The organism is Nostoc sp. EspVER01 (genome assembly GCF_034530635.1).
Taxonomy (GTDB): domain Bacteria; phylum Cyanobacteriota; class Cyanobacteriia; order Cyanobacteriales; family Nostocaceae; genus Nostoc.
Genome location: NZ_JAVRCS010000002.1, coordinates 1 through 16,975, shown reverse-complemented (window position 1 = coordinate 16,975; position 16,975 = coordinate 1). Strand labels below are relative to the sequence as shown.

At 39.4% G+C, this 16,975-nt stretch carries 13 protein-coding genes; 8 read left to right on the top strand and 5 right to left on the bottom strand.

Features of this window, described 5'->3' with window-relative positions; genetic code table 11:
* Nucleotides 1-289: 289 nt before the first annotated feature.
* Nucleotides 290-2,983, top strand: a complete 2,694-nt coding sequence (locus RMX69_RS02075; protein ID WP_322636363.1) for a PAS domain S-box protein — start codon at nt 290-292, stop codon at nt 2,981-2,983.
* A gap of 301 nt (nt 2,984-3,284) precedes the next feature.
* The gene (locus RMX69_RS02065) at nt 3,285-4,073 is read left to right on the top strand and encodes an FHA domain-containing protein (RefSeq protein WP_322636362.1); all 789 of its coding nucleotides are present in this window, start codon (nt 3,285-3,287) and stop codon (nt 4,071-4,073) included.
* Nucleotides 4,074-4,102: 29 nt separating this feature from the next.
* Here RMX69_RS02065 and RMX69_RS02060 read toward each other — a convergent pair whose 3' ends face one another.
* A complete protein-coding gene (locus tag RMX69_RS02060; protein ID WP_322636361.1) occupies nt 4,103-6,277 on the bottom strand; it encodes a DEAD/DEAH box helicase in 2,175 nt (724 codons plus the stop codon).
* Nucleotides 6,278-6,454: 177 nt separating this feature from the next.
* Between RMX69_RS02060 and RMX69_RS02055 the strand changes: the two genes are divergently transcribed.
* The 3 genes from RMX69_RS02055 (at nt 6,455) to RMX69_RS02045 (ending at nt 8,101) form a co-directional block, all read left to right on the top strand.
* The gene (locus RMX69_RS02055; protein WP_322636360.1) at nt 6,455-6,811 is read left to right on the top strand and encodes a Spx/MgsR family RNA polymerase-binding regulatory protein; all 357 of its coding nucleotides are present in this window, start codon (nt 6,455-6,457) and stop codon (nt 6,809-6,811) included.
* Between the two features lie 262 nt (nt 6,812-7,073).
* Nucleotides 7,074-7,505 carry a DoxX family protein gene (locus RMX69_RS02050; protein ID WP_289795082.1) on the top strand — a complete coding sequence of 144 codons (432 nt, stop codon included), beginning with the start codon at nt 7,074-7,076 and terminating at the stop codon, nt 7,503-7,505.
* A gap of 29 nt (nt 7,506-7,534) precedes the next feature.
* Nucleotides 7,535-8,101 carry a DUF2808 domain-containing protein gene (locus RMX69_RS02045; protein WP_322636359.1) on the top strand — a complete coding sequence of 189 codons (567 nt, stop codon included), beginning with the start codon at nt 7,535-7,537 and terminating at the stop codon, nt 8,099-8,101.
* A gap of 138 nt (nt 8,102-8,239) precedes the next feature.
* On the opposite strand, the gene RMX69_RS02040 is transcribed toward RMX69_RS02045, so the two are convergent.
* From RMX69_RS02040 to RMX69_RS02030, 3 genes are all read right to left on the bottom strand, one after another.
* Nucleotides 8,240-8,512 (bottom strand): DUF2281 domain-containing protein, encoded by a 273-nt coding sequence (locus RMX69_RS02040; protein ID WP_322636357.1) that lies wholly within the window; start codon nt 8,510-8,512, stop codon nt 8,240-8,242.
* Nucleotides 8,513-8,730: 218 nt separating this feature from the next.
* On the bottom strand, nt 8,731-10,146 hold the full coding sequence (locus tag RMX69_RS02035; RefSeq protein WP_322636356.1) for a serine/threonine-protein kinase: 1,416 nt from the start codon (nt 10,144-10,146) through the stop codon (nt 8,731-8,733).
* A gap of 325 nt (nt 10,147-10,471) precedes the next feature.
* Nucleotides 10,472-11,518 (bottom strand): serine/threonine-protein kinase, encoded by a 1,047-nt coding sequence (locus RMX69_RS02030; RefSeq protein ID WP_322636354.1) that lies wholly within the window; start codon nt 11,516-11,518, stop codon nt 10,472-10,474.
* 321 nt (nt 11,519-11,839) lie between these two features.
* On the opposite strand from RMX69_RS02030, the gene RMX69_RS02025 reads away from it, so the two are divergent.
* From RMX69_RS02025 to RMX69_RS02015, 3 genes are all read left to right on the top strand, one after another.
* A complete protein-coding gene (locus tag RMX69_RS02025; protein ID WP_322636353.1) occupies nt 11,840-13,159 on the top strand; it encodes an acetyl ornithine aminotransferase family protein in 1,320 nt (439 codons plus the stop codon).
* Nucleotides 13,160-13,252: 93 nt separating this feature from the next.
* Nucleotides 13,253-14,182, top strand: coding sequence for a DUF1338 domain-containing protein (locus RMX69_RS02020; protein ID WP_322636352.1), 930 nt, complete (start codon nt 13,253-13,255; stop codon nt 14,180-14,182).
* 627 nt (nt 14,183-14,809) lie between these two features.
* Nucleotides 14,810-15,979, top strand: a complete 1,170-nt coding sequence (locus tag RMX69_RS02015; protein ID WP_322636351.1) for a site-specific integrase — start codon at nt 14,810-14,812, stop codon at nt 15,977-15,979.
* Nucleotides 15,980-16,602: 623 nt separating this feature from the next.
* Here RMX69_RS02015 and RMX69_RS02010 read toward each other — a convergent pair.
* A complete protein-coding gene (locus RMX69_RS02010; protein WP_322636350.1) occupies nt 16,603-16,875 on the bottom strand; it encodes a hypothetical protein in 273 nt (90 codons plus the stop codon).
* Nucleotides 16,876-16,975: the final 100 nt, after the last annotated feature.

Sequence of the window (16,975 nt, the reverse complement as noted above, 5' to 3'; positions counted from 1 at the left end):
GACTTGCGTGAAAATAAAGTACCAATAAACCGAGTTTCGAGTGCGCTCAACTCTCGACATCTGAGGGTTGAGCGCAGCGATGCACTGAGCGCAGTCGAAGTGTCGAAACCCTCCTGGCTGGGACACTATTAACCCGCAGATCCCTTACTATCAAGCTCATTAACCAGTCTTCGTCATAACTGATATTAGGCGAGTCTCTAGATTGGAAAATCCTATTGCAATGGTTATTAAATTTTAATAATACACGTATTAACTTTTCTCCAAAAATATTCATACCTAAAAAAAGCTGATGAAACTAGTTAAATCTGAGTACAAAAAATGCGAAGAAAAATACTCTCGATTTTTCTCACTTTCTATAGATTTATTGTGTATTGCTAACTTTGATGGTTATTTTAAGTATTTAAATCCAGTATGGACAAAAACACTAGGTTGGTCAATTCGTGAACTTGTTGCTAAACCTTTCATCGAATTTATTCACCCTGAAGATCGTGAATTAACTATTGCAGCAGCCCAAAAAATTACACAATCTGTAGATTCAGTCAGCTTTGAAAACCGCTATCTTTGTCGGGATGGTTCTTATAAATGGCTGTCATGGAATGCGACTAGTTTCAGTGAAGAAAAATTAATTTATGCAGTAGCTCGTGACATCACTGCTAATAAACAGAATGAGATAGCACTAAAAAATTCTATCAAAGAATTAGAAGCTTTTAGATTTGCTTTAAATGCCCATTCACTAGTAGCTATTACTGATAGAACTGGAAGAATTACCTATGTCAATGACCTATTTTGTGAAGTTTCTAAATATTCTTCAGAAGAACTTTTAGGGCAAGATCATCGGATTATCAATTCTGGACACCACACAAAAGAATTTTTTGCAAACTTATGGAAAACTATTGCCCAAGGGAAAATCTGGAAAGGAGAAATTCAAAATAAAGCTAAGGATGGCACTTTTTATTGGGTGGATACTTTGATCGCCCCAATGTTGGGACAAGATGGAAAGCCTTATCAATATGTATCGATTCGTACAGATATTACACAGCGTAAGCTTTCAGAGTTAGCTTTATTGGAGCGATCGCGCTTGTCAGTTTTGAGTGCAGAAGTCAGTTTAGCCTTATCTCAAAGTGGCACACTTCCAGAAATTTTGCAAAATTGTACAAATACTATTTCCCAATACCTTGATATCGGCTTTGTTTGTATCTGGACATTTGAACGACAGACAAACCAGCTACAATTGCAAGCTGGCGTTCATTGCACAGATATTACTTGTAGTACTTTGAGCGATACTCAAGATTTCCCAGAGCATATCGCCTTAGTCAATAATACTATTGGCTTAATGATTCAAAACCATCAAGCTATTTTTAACCAAGAACTGTCAATTAATCATTCAGAAAAGCTTATCGAGTCTACATTTTCAATTTCTCGATTTTCTGCTTATCCCCTAATAGTAGAGCAGCAAATAATCGGTATTATGGCTTTATTTAGTAAGCAATTATTTACCGAACCAACTCATAACCTATTAAACTGGATTGCTAATAATATTGCTGTAGCTATTGACCGAATCTGGGCGCGCGAAGAACTCCTCAGCCGTCGGGAAGCCTTGTTACTGCGTCTAGCTAGTCAAATCCGCAGTTCTCTTGACCTAGATATGATCCTAGAAACTGCTGTGAACGAAATTCGCAGCTTATTACAAATTGACCGTTGCTACTTTCTTTCTTATTTACCGCACCCATCCCAAGCAAGCCTAACTATTACCTATGAAGCACGAAACCCTAACTTGGCAAGTATGTTAGGCAGTATTCCACTGCACAAAAGCACTTTTTTGACTCAAAACCTTCTTTCTCAAGAGCTAATTTGTATAGAAAATATTAATAATAAATCACAACTTGATTATGATATGCAAGAACTTTTAACTGAGTTTGGGATCACCTCTCAACTAATGCTACCAGTTAAAAGCAATTCTGGAGAGATTGGAGCAATTGTTTGCAGTCATTGTAGTGGCGATCGCATTTGGAATAACAGTGAAATCAACCTGTTACAAGCTGTTTGCGATCAAATAGCGATCGCAATCGATCATGCACAACTTTATATCCAAAGTCGCACTGCTACTTTAGAAGCTCAAACTCAAGCTGAAAAACTCACCGAAACCTTGCATAAATTGCAACAAACTCAATCTCAACTGATCCAAAATGAAAAAATGTCTAGCTTAGGACAATTAGTTGCCGGAGTTGCTCATGAAATCAACAATCCAGTTAATTTTATTCATGGTAACTTAACCTATGCTAACGAATACTTTCAAGAGATGTTAACTCTCTTGCACCTTTATCAACAACATTATCCTCAACCGGAAGTAGAAATTGAAGATTTCGCTAAAAAAATTGATTTAGAATTCCTTACTAGTGACCTTTCTCAACTCCTATCCTCGATGAATATGGGTACTAATCGTATCCGGGAAATTGTTTTGGGATTGCGAAATTTTTCTCGTCATGATGAAGCAGATAAAAAATTAGTTGACATTCATGAAGGAATTGAAAATACGTTATTAATTTTGCATCATCGCTGGAAAAATAATGGAATTGGGTTAGATATATCTATAGTTAAAGAATATGGTGATTTGCCTCTAGTTGATTGTTATCCTGGGCAGCTAAATCAAGTATTTATGAATATTTTAACTAATGCGATCGATGCTTTAGAAGAGTCAATGGTTAAGATAAAAACAAATTATAAACCGCAAATTATAATTCGTACTGAAATTTTAGAGAGTAAATTTGTTGTCATCCGAATTGCTGACAACGGATTAGGAATGGTAGAAGATATTAAAAAGCGGTTATTCGATCCATTTTTCACCACGAAACAAGTAGGTAAGGGAACAGGTTTAGGACTGTCAATTAGCTACCAAATTATAGTAGAAAAACATGGTGGAATTTTGAATTGTCTATCAGAACCAGGAAAAGGCACAGAATTCTGGATTCAAATTCCAATTTAAAAATACCCTACCAGAACATCCCAAAATTGAAATAATCAAGGAATATGGTGAGTTACCTCTGTTAGAGTGTTATGCAGGGCAGTTAAATCAAGTGTTAGGGTTAGGCTTATCGATTAGCTATCAGATTGTGGTGTAGAAAAACTCTGGAGTACTGCGGTGTGAGTCAGAACTAGGCAAAGGAAGCGAGTTTTGGATTGAAATTCCTTTGCATCAGGTGGGGAAATCGGTAAGCCACAACGGATTAAAATTGCTTACTGATTTGCAAAAGTCAAAAGTCTAGAGAAATTATTGACTAAAAACTATGCAAAATTTAAGTACATCCAACGCTATTATCGGACTGAGTTTGGAACTTTTTCATGTCCAAACCAACACTGCTTTTGAGTTACCACCAAATACTGCGGTGTTTCATATGGGTAAACCCAATGACCAAATTCCGCCAGATATTGATGTTTCCAACTTGCCAGATGCAGATGTAGTGTCTCGCATCCATGCAAAGATTAAAATCTACAAAAACAATTACTTTATTGAAGATTTAGGGAGTTCTAATGGGACATTTGTCAACAACACTAAATTAGAACCTAGAACACCCTGTCAAATCAATTTAGGAGATAAAATAGACCTTGGTCAAGGAGAAAAAGTCACGTTTATATTTCAAGATAATATACAACATCAACAAAATCTTCTTCCCCTTGCAAGTTCCACAAAAATGCAGGCTCAAATTGCTGTTAACAATAGACAACCTCCAGTGAAGAAGACAAGCAAGTATATAGGCTTGGCTTTGATGATTGCAGGGATCATCATTTTAACTGCAAATATTCGTGTTGGTATATTTTTTGGCATTCCTGGTTTATTGCTATGTATTTCCGGTATTTTCGTCCTTTGTCAGCAGCGAATAAACCCTAACTTAGGATGGATTTTGATAGCGCTAGGCATTGTAGTCATAGCTTTTACTGGTAATGTATTTGCGTCAGTTAATCTTTTAGTTGTTGTAGCATCATCTACGTTATTTTTCGTAGGATATCAACTTTTGAATACTGGAAAAATCTTAAATTATGATTTGCGATCGCTCCAGGAATTAATTAAAAAATAGCTTATTTTCAATAATTTAAAATTACCTTTTTATTCTTTCCACAATGCCACTTGCTCTTTCAGTTCCGTCATATCCAGATAATCGTGAGCAAAAGCTTTCCATAAAAGTGGATGAGGAATAAAACCATCATATTTTTGAATTTCTGGTGCTTCTGAGGTACTTACTAAATCTTCTGAGGTAATTCTTTGTTCACACAATGAAGCAATTTCACGATAAAGATATTTAAATTTATCCTTACCTAATTTGATTGTCAAATAATAGGGATTGACTCCACTAATACTTGTAATTTCCAATGATTCCCGACAGTATGAGTTGAGTAATCTTTCTAAGGTGCGATAAGCAAGCGTGCCCATCCAAGGAAAAATACAGCATTTACCTTTTTCTAATTGCAAAATATTCTGCTTATCTAATCCAACCTGCTGCGCTAATTGGCGAACTTGATGTAAACGTTGCAAAGCATTTGGTTGCAAGTAACTGTACTCAATATTCTCAAATAAGACTTGCTGCATTCGTTGCAAAACTTTCGTATGAATAGTACCACCACCACCACGCCAATAAATACTAGATTTACCCTCAGCTTGTTTAACAAAAATAACCTTCTTTTTAAAGTCAACTTCTACGACTTCCCAACTTCTGCCAGCTAAAGCAAATTGATTACCAACAGGAAGTGGCGTGACAATACTGCCAATTTCTGTTGCACCTTGCTTAACAATATATTCTTGCTGTTCAGCAAAGACGGCATAAAACTGAAATTTTCTTACTACCTTTTCTCCTGACAAACCCAGGATGAATTTACCATGTTCAGTATGCTGAATATGACCAATATCAATTAAATAGCGTAGTAATAGTTGTAAATCTTCTTTGGAAATCGCAGCAAAGGGCGGCAGATTAAAAATTTGTTTAGCTAAAGCATTAGCTGAAATTTCTCCTGCTGCCGTTAAAATACTCATTGTTTGGTGATAAAGCAAACTCAAAGGATATTTAATTGGTCTAATTGGTTCAATCCATTGTTCCTCTAAATAAAGTTGAATTATCGCAATACACTGTAAAAGTTGCCAGGGGATTTGTTCTGGCAGAGAAGCTTCTGCTAATGGCTTATCTTCAGCGCAGACAAAACGCATATCAGCAGCTTCGCCTCTTCTGCCACTTCGTCCCAAACGTTGTAAAAAGCTAGCTACAGACAAGGGTGATTCTAATTGAATAACTCGCTCTAAATAACCGATATCTATGCCTAATTCTAGAGTCAAAGTAGCGGCGGTAACAGCTGGATTGTTGGGTTCACGCATTGCATTTTCAGCAGCTTGCCGCAAACTAGCAGATATACTCCCATGATGCACATGATATATATCTGGTAATCCTTGTTCCGTGGCAATTTGTCGCAAAGATGCAATTACAGACTCGGTACGTGTGCGATTATTAGCAAATATCAGGCATTTGCGAGATTTGCTAAGGTTAAAAATATATTGTTCATCAGATGTCGCCTCTGATTCATCTACTTCATCAGTAATATAAAAATGTTCTACAGCTAGTTTTATTTGCCGTTTTATACCATCAACTCTTGGTGTAATAACTGGCTTATCTGTTCCCGATCGCAGCCAATTTTCCGCTATTGAGTAATCACCCAGAGTTGCCGATAAACCAATACGACGCGGTTGTTTTTGTGTCAACTTTGCTAAACGTTGTAATTGGCAAATAATTTGACAACCGCGTTCTGAACCCATAAAGGCATGAATTTCATCAATGATCACAAACCTTAAATCACCAAATAAGCGAAGTAAATCGTTATTTTTGTTAATAAGCAAACTTTCTAGAGATTCTGGGGTAATTTGGAGAATACCTTGAGGATTCTTTAAAAGCTTGTTTTTTCGAGTTTGCGAAACATCGCCGTGCCAGTGCCAAACTGGAATATCTGCTTCTTTGAGTAAGTCGTTAAGACGCTCAAATTGATCGTTAATTAAAGCTTTGATTGGACTAATGTATAATGCGCCAATTGTGGCAGCAGGGTTGGCATGTAATAGAGTCAAAACTGGTAGAAAAGCTGCTTCTGTTTTACCCGCAGCGGTTGCAGCAGTAACTAGCAAGTGAGCATCAGTGTCAAATATAACTTGACAAGCGGCAATTTGAACTGGTCGTAATTCAGTCCACTGGTGATGATAAATATATTCTTGGATGAAGGGTGCAAGTCGGCTAAAGGCATCGCTCATATTTTTTATGGATAAAATTTTTAGTAAAACTACTCCTTGGTATTTCAGAACCCTCGAATCATGTATCAACCAGTTCCATGCTTGGGAGTAGCGATCGCTAACCTTAAATTTCTGCTATAGAGATTCTACGACAAGAGCATTCTATGTCATATATGGAGATTGTTGCTTAATTATTTTATGTCTATTCAAGTCTACGGAATTCCCAATTGCAGCACTTGCAAAAAAGCTTTGATGTGGCTCCAACACAACAACATTGACCATGAATTTATCAATACCAAAGATACTCCGCCGCCTCGTGAGATGATTCAAAACTGGGTAAAGTCTTTGGGTTTTGCTCCTATGCGAAACACCTCCGGTCAATCCTACCGCGCTTTAGGAGATGAAAAGAAGACTTGGGGTGATGAACAGTGGGTTGATGCATTCACTCACGATGCAATGCTGCTCAAACGTCCACTTTTCGTCAAGGATGGAACAGCTGTGCTGGTTGGCTTTAGAGATGAGGGAATAGTTCGAGAAAAATTAGATTTAGCTTAAAGAGTTTTAAGCGTTGAGTTTCCCGATAGTTAAAACTAGGGAAAACTATTATTTGGCGTTATTATAGCGTTTCCTAATAAAACAAGTTATAAGCCCAGAGGGTTGGGGGTTGGTTTCAGTACCTACTGAACCGAGAATCGGTGGCGGCTTTTGTAAGTACTTTGGAAAATTTTGTCGATTTTTACTCCTATTGACTCAATGCAGATTAACATCCGTCAGTCAAACTGAAGTAATAGGGCAAGTATATAAATAGGCAAAAACCATGAAGAAGTATAAGGAAATATTACGTGTCATCCTGGCTATAGCCATTATTGTGGTTGGAGTGACACACTTTGTTATCCCAGAACCGTATGTCAAAATTATGCCACCACAACTTCCTTACCCTTTAGAGTTAGTTTATCTCAGTGGCTTTTATGAAATTTTGGGTGGTATTGGGTTATTAGTTCCGCCTGTAAGTCAAGCTGCTGCTTGGGGACTTATTACTCTTTTTATTGCGGTTTTCCCTGCCAATATCAACATGGCGGTTAATCACATTCAGCTAGAACATATACCAAACTCACCTTGGGTACACGTAGTGAGACTTCCTTTTCAAGCTGTTTTAATTGCTTGGGCTTGGTGGTACACAAAATCTTCATTTGGGGAAAAACAAGCTTCGATCATTCCTAAATCATTGATTCCCAAGGAACTAGAATGAGAATAAGTGCGTTTTTTTATATCTGAATCATGCGCCTTGCAACTTTGTTTGGAATAACACTCTCATTAGCAATTGGCATTGGAGAAGTTCCACTTCCGATGACTCAAGCTGTGCAGCTTAGAGATGGCTTAGTCTATTTCGTTCAACCGCCAAAACTTGTTAATGCAACAACTACTTACAAAGAGGTGAATGTTTGGGGCGCAACTTACTATTTCACTATCAATGTGCCGGAAAATGCTGGAGAATCCCTCCAAAAGGTAACGATCGCACAAAAAGAGGGGTCAGAAAACATCCGCTACAATCTTGATGATACCCGTGCATTTGTCGGCACACGCCTACGCAAAGAAACGCAATTGAAACTAGGCTCAGTCACAAACGACCGCGACACACGCACGGTTTCTGTAAACTTTGACCCACCTGTAACTCCAGGACAGACAATTACCATCGCCCTCCGCCCTGTAAGTAATCCAAGCTTTTCTGGTGTTTACTTATTGGGTGTTACAGCATTCCCTGTGGGTGAGAAATCTCACGGTCAATTTCTTGGCTTTGGACGGTTTCAGTTTTACAGCAATAGGGGAAGTTGGTGGTTTCGATAAAGGGAATAAAGTGCAACTCACCAGCAACAATAATACTGGTTGCTAATTGTACCTGACCAAGCGATCGCAAGTGATTTACAACGCTAGGCACACCTTCCATCAAGAAGGAACAGTGATTAGTATCCAAGAGATACATAATTAAAATTCTAGAGGTATCCGACTGTCATGAACTAGTTGCAGGCATTCTCTAATATCTGAACCTTCCCAACTGCCCACAAATTCTAATAAATCTTCAGCAGTAGAACCTGTTAAGGTATGCTCTGTTGTAAACATCTGAGCAGATTGGCTATCTGAAGATATGCTGTTTGTTTGATGTTTGGCTTGCAAAAACTGCACAAAATCTAAAATTTCCTGTAATAAGGGTTCAGGTAATTTTTCTAGTTCTTGGTTAATTTGTTCTTTAATAGTCATTATTACCCCTGTATTTACATTGTTGAAAAACTGGGTATTGTATTTATATTTTAATCTAATAATATTGATTGCGGCTTTTTGTGTTTGCAAAGCGTGCGCCTGAGTACCTCGCTTATTTAAACAGTGCCAGGTAACGAAAAGCTAGAACCCGCAATGCTTCGTGGAAATATCTTGTTCGCAAAGTTTTAAAAATCTCGTAAACCTTTATAGATTAAAATTTACAAGTCTGAACGCGAGAGAAGAAGTATTTCTGTCCCCGTTGCCACATTAAAATAATTTCCTGAAGGAGCCAAAATTCTAATTTGGTTATTATTTTTTGCTTTGTAATTTAATATAATATTCTTTTCAATGGGAGCCGGGAGATGCCCCTGGGTAGAGTTTAGTGAATAGTTGTATTTATCCTTTGATAGCCAGTCTCCTTTTTTGCGCCAGCCTAAGCGATCGCCTAAAAGACACTCCGTTTCATAATCTACTTTGCCACCGCATTCTAGCCAAATGCGTTTTTGTACACTAAAGCCAAAATGACCATTGCTGTATTTTACCCACAATTGGTCAATTGTGCGTAAGTCTGTGCAGGGAAAATTTTCAATGGATTCATAATTAAACCAGCCTTGCTGTTCTCTTTTGGCTACTTTCAGCATGACTCTGGTGGTTTCTTGGTCTGCTGCTTTCCATTGACCCGCTTTGAGTAAATTTTCTAGATTTTGGTAATTGACCCCCACATCTGAAGCTAAGATCACTTCTGTTAGATTAGCTTGGGAGGAGGAGAGTAAATTCAACCACTCTTCCATTGTCTGGGGTCGATCTTTTGCCTCTAATGCCATGCCTTGCAGAATCGCTTCATTTACAGCATCACTAAGACTAGGGACAAGTTGCTTTGGTGGTACTAATTCCTCTTGTTCATACTTACGGTCAAAGGAATTGGTGGGGCGTTGTCCAGTGATGGCATAGTACAACGATCCAGCTAAACAGTAGACATCAACTGTTGGGTGACGAATCCCTTTGCGTGTTAACTCATAGGGCGCAAATACCCTGTTACCAAAAGACCTAGACAGGGTACTCGGTGGGGACATATCGCCGGCAATACCAAAGTCTATCAACACCGCTTTGCCTGAGTTAGGAACATTTGGATCAAAGTTGAGCATAATATTAGGAGGAGTGACATCAAGATGAAAAACTCCTTTTTTATGTACATCTACCAAAGCTAAACCCATTTGGCAAATGTATTTTACAGCTTCAGTTTCAGGTAATTTCCCTTGGCGTTGCACGTATTCCCATAAACTCTCGCCTGCTATATATTGCATTTCTAAGCAGTAGCGACCATTTTCTTCAATAAAAAAGTCGAATACTTGCACAATATGAGGATGTGAGTCTGTACAACATATTGCTAGCATCTGTGCTTCTTTTTTGAAGCGTTCAACATACTTGGGATAGTTTGGATCTCGTTGAATGCTGATGTTAGGGGTTTTGATCACGACTTGACGGTTTAGCTTAGTATGCATTGCTTGGTAGGTAACTGCAAAACCACCACCACCCAAGTATTTTTTTATTTTGTATTTGCCGTTGTATATTAGCTGTCCGTCTTGCCAGAACATACGCCCAGATTTATTAATGGCTAATGTTGATTGTGACACGCTTTTTGTGAGTTCTCGTGGTTGGCGTTGCTGAATAAGCTCACGCAGAGGCGCAGAGAGGAAGGTTGAGGTCTTCTGGCTACTGCTGAACTAACTATTGGAGTTGCAAAAGCAGCTAATGCGACTTGAAAACCAACTATTGGAGTCGCAAAAGCAGCTAATGCAACTTAAAAACTAACTATTGGAGTCGCAAAAGCAGCTAATGTGACTTGAAAACCAACTATTGGAGTCGCAAAAGCAACTAATGCGACTTGAAAACTAACTATTGGAGTTGCAAAAGCAACTAATGCGACTCTAAAACTAACTTTTGCGTAAGTCTAGCCTATTACCTATTTTGTGGTTTAGCAGAAGATGATGGCCTTTGTTGTGTTGGGGGATTGGTAGGTGCTGATTTGTCTGGGAACCAATCTTTGAATAAATCTGTGCCGTCTTTGACTCCTGATATCAAGGCTGCAAATAATGCTAATACACCCATAATCTCTAATATCCACGCCCACAAAGGTTGTGTCCAAGGAAGTTTGGGAAGAGAAAAACCTGCTGTTTTGAAACCCAATTCTTTTAACCAGTCTTCCACTGTTTCGGGACGGTTGTCGGGTTGTAGTTCCATTGCGTGGAGAATGGCTTGATTGACGCGATCGCTAATCTTATCATTCAATTCTTTAGGTGGAATTAAACGCTTATTGTTATCTTGACGCTCGATAGCACTTTCTGGCAGTTTTCCTGTTAATAAAAAATATAAAGTTGCCGCAAGAGAATAAATATCAGTCCAAGGCTTACGTCGCGCCTGTTGTCTAGGAGAGTTGGAATACAGTTCAATTGGTGTAAATTTATTAACTAAGTTACCACGACTTGACACTGGGTTATCAACGAATCTTCGTGCTAAGTCAAAGTTTATCAAAACAACCTGATGCGTACCTGCCCGCAGAATGATATTTTCTGGTTTCACATCTCGATGCAAAAATCCTTGTTCATGCACTACGATGAGTGCTTTTCCAATTTGTTGGATGTAATCTAAAGCCTCTTTTTCAGGGAGAAATACTCGCGGTTGGACAATCTTGGCTAAATTATCTCCTTGAATATACTCCATGACCATGCATTTTAAATCACCTGACTCGAAGGTATCAATGACTTGGACAATATTCGGATGTTTGCATATTGCTAGTTTACGGGATTCATCTGCAAAACCTGATTTTAAGCGATCGCGGTCTTCGTTACTTAATTGATTCAGCAAATTGGAATCCAATGTTTTAATCACAACTTTCTTGGCATCCCGATCCTCAGCAAGATAAGTAATAGCGAAGTTCCCTTGTCCTAACTGTTGTTTAATTTCATACTGATCGCGGTGTAACTTTTGTCCAGATGCCCAAGTCATTAGTTGATTATCTCAGAGACTTGTATTAATTTTTGCATATAGCCATTCTCTTGTGGATGTAATACAGCTTCTCTCAACAAACGTTCTGTAGCTTGACCCTGACATCTAAATAGTGAAGCTGTTATGCTTCAAAAAATGTAATATGACGCGATCGCAGAAGTTGTGTTATAAAAACGGGCAAGTCTTACAAAATACGAAAATCTTTACTATGAAGCTTTTTCGGTAAATGCGTAATTGTTACAGCAATGAAATCAAATGCTACTGTCAGCAATCAAGCTTTAGCGTTTAATCATCAGTAATCTTTAAAAAATAGAAAAAATTATGTTAAGTATACCTATTAACTTAAATTTACCTCGTATACCCCATTTAGTAACTTCCTTACCTGGGCCTCGCGCTCAAGCAATTGTACAACGCGATCGCGCCGTAACTTCCCCTTCTTATACCCGCGATTACCCGTTAGTTGTATCTCGCGGTCAGGGCTGTATGGTAGAAGATGTGGATGGCAATGTATTTCTGGATATGACCGCAGGTATTGCCGTCACAGCCACCGGACACGCCCACCCGGAAGTCGTCAAGGCAATTCAAGAACAGTCGGCGCGGCTGTTGCACATGTCAGGGACAGATTTTTATTATGAGCCGATGGTGGAACTAGCGGAACAATTAGCGATTCGCGCTCCCTTTCCCCACCCACATAGTAATAGTGGGTTTCCTGCAAAGATATTTTTCACCAATTCCGGGGCAGAATCCAACGAAGGAGCAATCAAACTAGCTCGATATTACACCAAGCGATCGCTAATCGTAGCCTTCTTAGGTGCATTTCACGGACGCACTTATGGAGCGATGTCTCTAACTGGTTCCAAAGCAGTGCAGCGAGCTAACTTTGGGCCTTTAGTTCCTGGGGTAACTCATATTCCTTATGGCACTCACGCAAGTTTAGATTATCTGGAACAACAGCTATTTACGACGATTTTACCACCGCAAGAAGTAGCAGCGATCGTAGTGGAACCGATTCAAGGAGAAGGTGGATATATCGTACCCGAAGATGGTTTTTTGCAGCGGATTCGGGAGATATGCGATCGCCACGGTATTCTGATGGTAGTGGATGAAGTACAAGCTGGGATGGGGCGGACTGGTCGCTTATTTGCGATCGAGCATTGGGGTGTGATGCCTGATATCATTACTACTGCTAAAGGTATTGCCAGTGGTATGCCATTAGGAGCGATACTAGCTAGACCTGAGTTAATGACTTGGCCTCCTGGCTCTCACGCTACTACATTTGGCGGTAATCCCGTAGCTTGTGCTGCTGGTATTGCCACGCTGCGACTGCTAGAAAGTGGTTTGATGACCAACGCTACCCAAATGGGAGAATTATTACAAGCGAGTCTTACCCAATTGCATCAAAGATTTCCGAGAGTATCGCCGCCACGAGGTAAGGGTTTGATGGTAGCGGTGGATTTATTAGATGAACAGGGTAATCTCGATTATAAATTGCGCGATCGCATTATTCAAGAAGCTTTTTTACGCGGTTTATTATTGCTAGGTTGCGGTAAAGCAGCAATTCGTTTCTGCCCCCCTCTAGTTATCGATAGCGACCAAATTCAAATCGCCCTTCAGATTATCAGCGAGATTTTAAGTTCTTAAAAGATGAAGGGAGTGGGGAATAGGTTGCAGAAGTAGATTTCCTAACTTTTGACCCTTTCTTGACAAATGACTAATGACAAATAACTAATCTATATGAAACCCGAAATAGCACTTGATTTATGGAAATTACTTTGGCAAGAATACAGTGCCAGGGTCAATCATGCTCGTACCTACCAGCAAATGATTACTACTGCGGGTGGGACTGTCGCCAACGACCACATAGCCTTTCGGTCTTTGCGTTTATTAGTAGATACTCCACAGGGTCAAGTTAACTTAGGAATTGACTACCTTGGACAACTTGCAGAAGCTTTAGGTTATGTGGCGGCTGGAGAGTATACTTTTGCTCAAACTCATTTGTATGCCCGTCATTATCGTCATCCACAGCAAGAGGAATTTAACTTACCCAAGCTGTTTATCAGTGAGTTGATTGTCGATGAATTGCCTAGTAATATTGCTCAACTCATCTCCAAAACAGTCTCTTCAATCCCAGACGGACTGACCTCACCCCTTAATCTTCTACAAAAAGACGCGGACTTTGAAACCATCGCTAAACAACTCCAGCAAGTCTTCACCCGCCCTTGGCTACCTCCTCAGCGTTTGGTTGTTGAAGAGGTGAATCAGGTTACTCAGTATGGGGCTTGGGTATTGTTGCACGGATATGCTGTCAACCACTTTACAGGCTACGTTAATGGACAGAATACTCCAGAATATCCAGATATTGATACTACCGCCAATGCTTTGGTTAGCCTGGGTGTACCAATGAAAGCAGAGATAGAGGGAAATGTTGCTTGTGGTTTGCGGCAAACTGCAACTCAAGCAGTAACGGAAATGGTGACAGTGTTAGATGATAACAGTGGTGCAGAAATTCAGATTTCTTGGACTTATGCCTATTATGAAATTGCCCAGCGCTATCTAGTAGAAGTGGAATCTGAAAAGCAGCAGCTTTTTGATGCTTTTCTAGGAAGTAATGCCCAGCAATTGTTTGAAATGACTCGTCTATCTAAATATAGCAATCCAATTTGATTTCTGAATTAATCGTAGAGACCAGGGACTGGGGAGAAGGAATAAAGGTGTACCTAGCTCCCTTAAAAATCAAATATGAGTCCTATAGCCGAGAGTTGTTATACCAATTAGAAAAAAGAATGCAACAAATAGACCATTTGTAGAGACGCGATTCATCGCGTCTTTACCCAAAAATGTGTTGCAATCATTAATTGAATTGGTATTAGTAAAGGATTCAATTTCAAAATTCCGAGCTAGTAGTTTCGTCTTTTGGACAAACTACACTTGCAAGACAAAATCTTGATATATGCGGCTATGACAAATCTTATGTTACGTAGATTAGCCCGCAATCATCGTTGCTCTACTGCTTAATATTTATTTTATAAACACCCTCTAAGCTACAACAGTTTTTCTATATAAGCTAGTACCTACAAACCACAAACCCCTTGAAATTATTAGATTTCAAGGGGTTTAAGATAGTGCCAGGAACCGGACTTGAATCGGTGACACGAGGATTTTCAGTCCTATCTCAACTTCACTCAAAATACATATACAGTAGGCATTATAGGTTAAACACTTATTTGCAATACCCCATTGGATGCAAGTCTACTGCGATAATAGTACTGTAGACACGCAAAAAGAACAGGTATGAGAGAGATTACACCAAGGAATAACAAAGGGTCGATAATCATTCGGTTTACTTTTGGTGGCAAGGAATATTGCTTTAGTCCGATACCGGGTAGCAAGTATTCTGACAAACTAGCGCTTGCTAAAGCTGAAGAGATTGCTAACCGTATACGTCAGGACTGTATAGCAGGTTACTTTGACTCTACGTTGACAAAGTACAAACCTAATGCAATGCAGGGTAGGACAAAGGAAGCTGCTATCCAAGACGCGCAAGAAGCAAGAGAGATTGTTGCCGCAAGACTATCAGTGAATGCAGTTGACTTGCTGCAACTGTTTGAGGATTACACACAGTTCAAGTCTAAAACTTTGAAGTCTAACAGCATGATTGATTATGACCGCATCAAAAACAAGCTTAAAAAGTGCCCTCACAAGCTAGCGAGAGATGCTGTACAAATCATGCAATGGCTTGTGCAAGACCACCAAGGAACATCGACTAGTAGTATTGAAAAACAATGGAAGTTAATCAATGCTGCTTGTAAATGGGGAGTAGCCTGCCAAAAGTTACAATCAAATACTTTTGATGGTTTGAGGAGCTTGATACCATCCACAAAAAAATCAGCTACTCAAGACGATATTAATCCATTTAGTGATAACGAACGTAAGCATATTATCCAAGCGTTTTATGCTAGCAGCAGCTATAGTTACTATGCTCCATTAGTAGAATTCCTATTCATTACAGGTTGCCGTCCAGAGGAAGCCCTAGCACTACAGTGGAAGCATATCAAAGGTGGAAAAATAACATTCTGTCAAAAGCTAACAGCGAATGGTGAAGTGGAAGTCGGTACTAAAACACAAAGTAAGCGATCTATCACAGTCAACGACCGAATAGCGTCCGTTGTTAATGAGATTAAGCCTGAAAAATACTCACCCGATGACTTCGTATTTCCTGCCAAAAAAGGTGGTTTTATAGACTGGCATAACTTTGCTAATAGGGCGTGGAAGTCGGTACTTAAAAGTCTACCGGATATCGAATACAGGAACCCCTACCAGATGAGACATACTGCTATAACGACGATGGTCAGGAGTGGTGTTGATAGTGTGGTTGTAGCTAAGTGGGTAGGCAATTCTCCCAACATGATTGCCAAAAGATATTTGGGTGATGTTAGTGATGTTATGATGCCAAACAGTTAGATTCTGCATTGTGTCGTTGAACCGTCAAAGAACGTATCGAGTGAGCAAGTAATAAAAGAGCATTATTTGAGACTTGACATCGAGAGAATAAGCCTTCCAGCGATTGTGAAGCAGTAAGGCATACCCATAAAAAACGGATGCCATCTTAGATGACACCCGCGATACTATCCGAGATGACATCCCACGGTGTCATCTTTTTTTGTAGGGGTATATCAGTATCTTGTACCAACAATATGGGTTAGCAAAAAACAACAATCCCAACCTTGTGCAAGTGAATAAACTTTAACACCTAGCGCCAAAATCGCCTTTAAGGTACTTGCACCAAGTTAACGGCATAGTTTTGATGCTTAAGTGTGTTCATGGTCAATCACGGCATCCATAGACAGTGATTTTCTCGCGCTAGATCAAAAGCCAGATAACAATGAACTTAGGAGTTGCTTTTCAGCCGCAAGTTAAAAACCCCAAAAACATGTAGCCATACAGCCTCCAGCAGAAAAAGTTATTCTAGAACCTTAAGGTATTAGAAAAACATTTTCTTCTGACGAGTGACTAACTCACAACAAACCGATTGAGCCTTAACCCTCAATCGGGAGAATTGGTGGTGAGTAAACAAAAGCTAGTACCTAGCGTGTTAAATCTCTCTCTTTATCGCAACCATTAAGTAGAAACGCCTTCCACTGTTCTGCTGTCATGTGTGGATAGTCTCGCGCTAACTCTTTCGCCCTTAACTCAATCATCATTATGTGTTCCTCATCGCTATAAACGTGTGGTTCTGGGTATGCCACAGAAAGGGTGTCATCGGCGGTGTTATCGCGGGTGTCATCTAAGGTAGCACCCAATTTGCAAGGGTCGTTAGCGTAATCTATATCTAAGGGTTCCTCATCTGGTAAACTCATAGGAACTTGTCTTAATACTGCACTTATTAATGACTGTGCATAGTCTTGTTGTTGTCAGAATGAATATTATTAGCACTGGTTTTTAGTGCATAGGACTCTC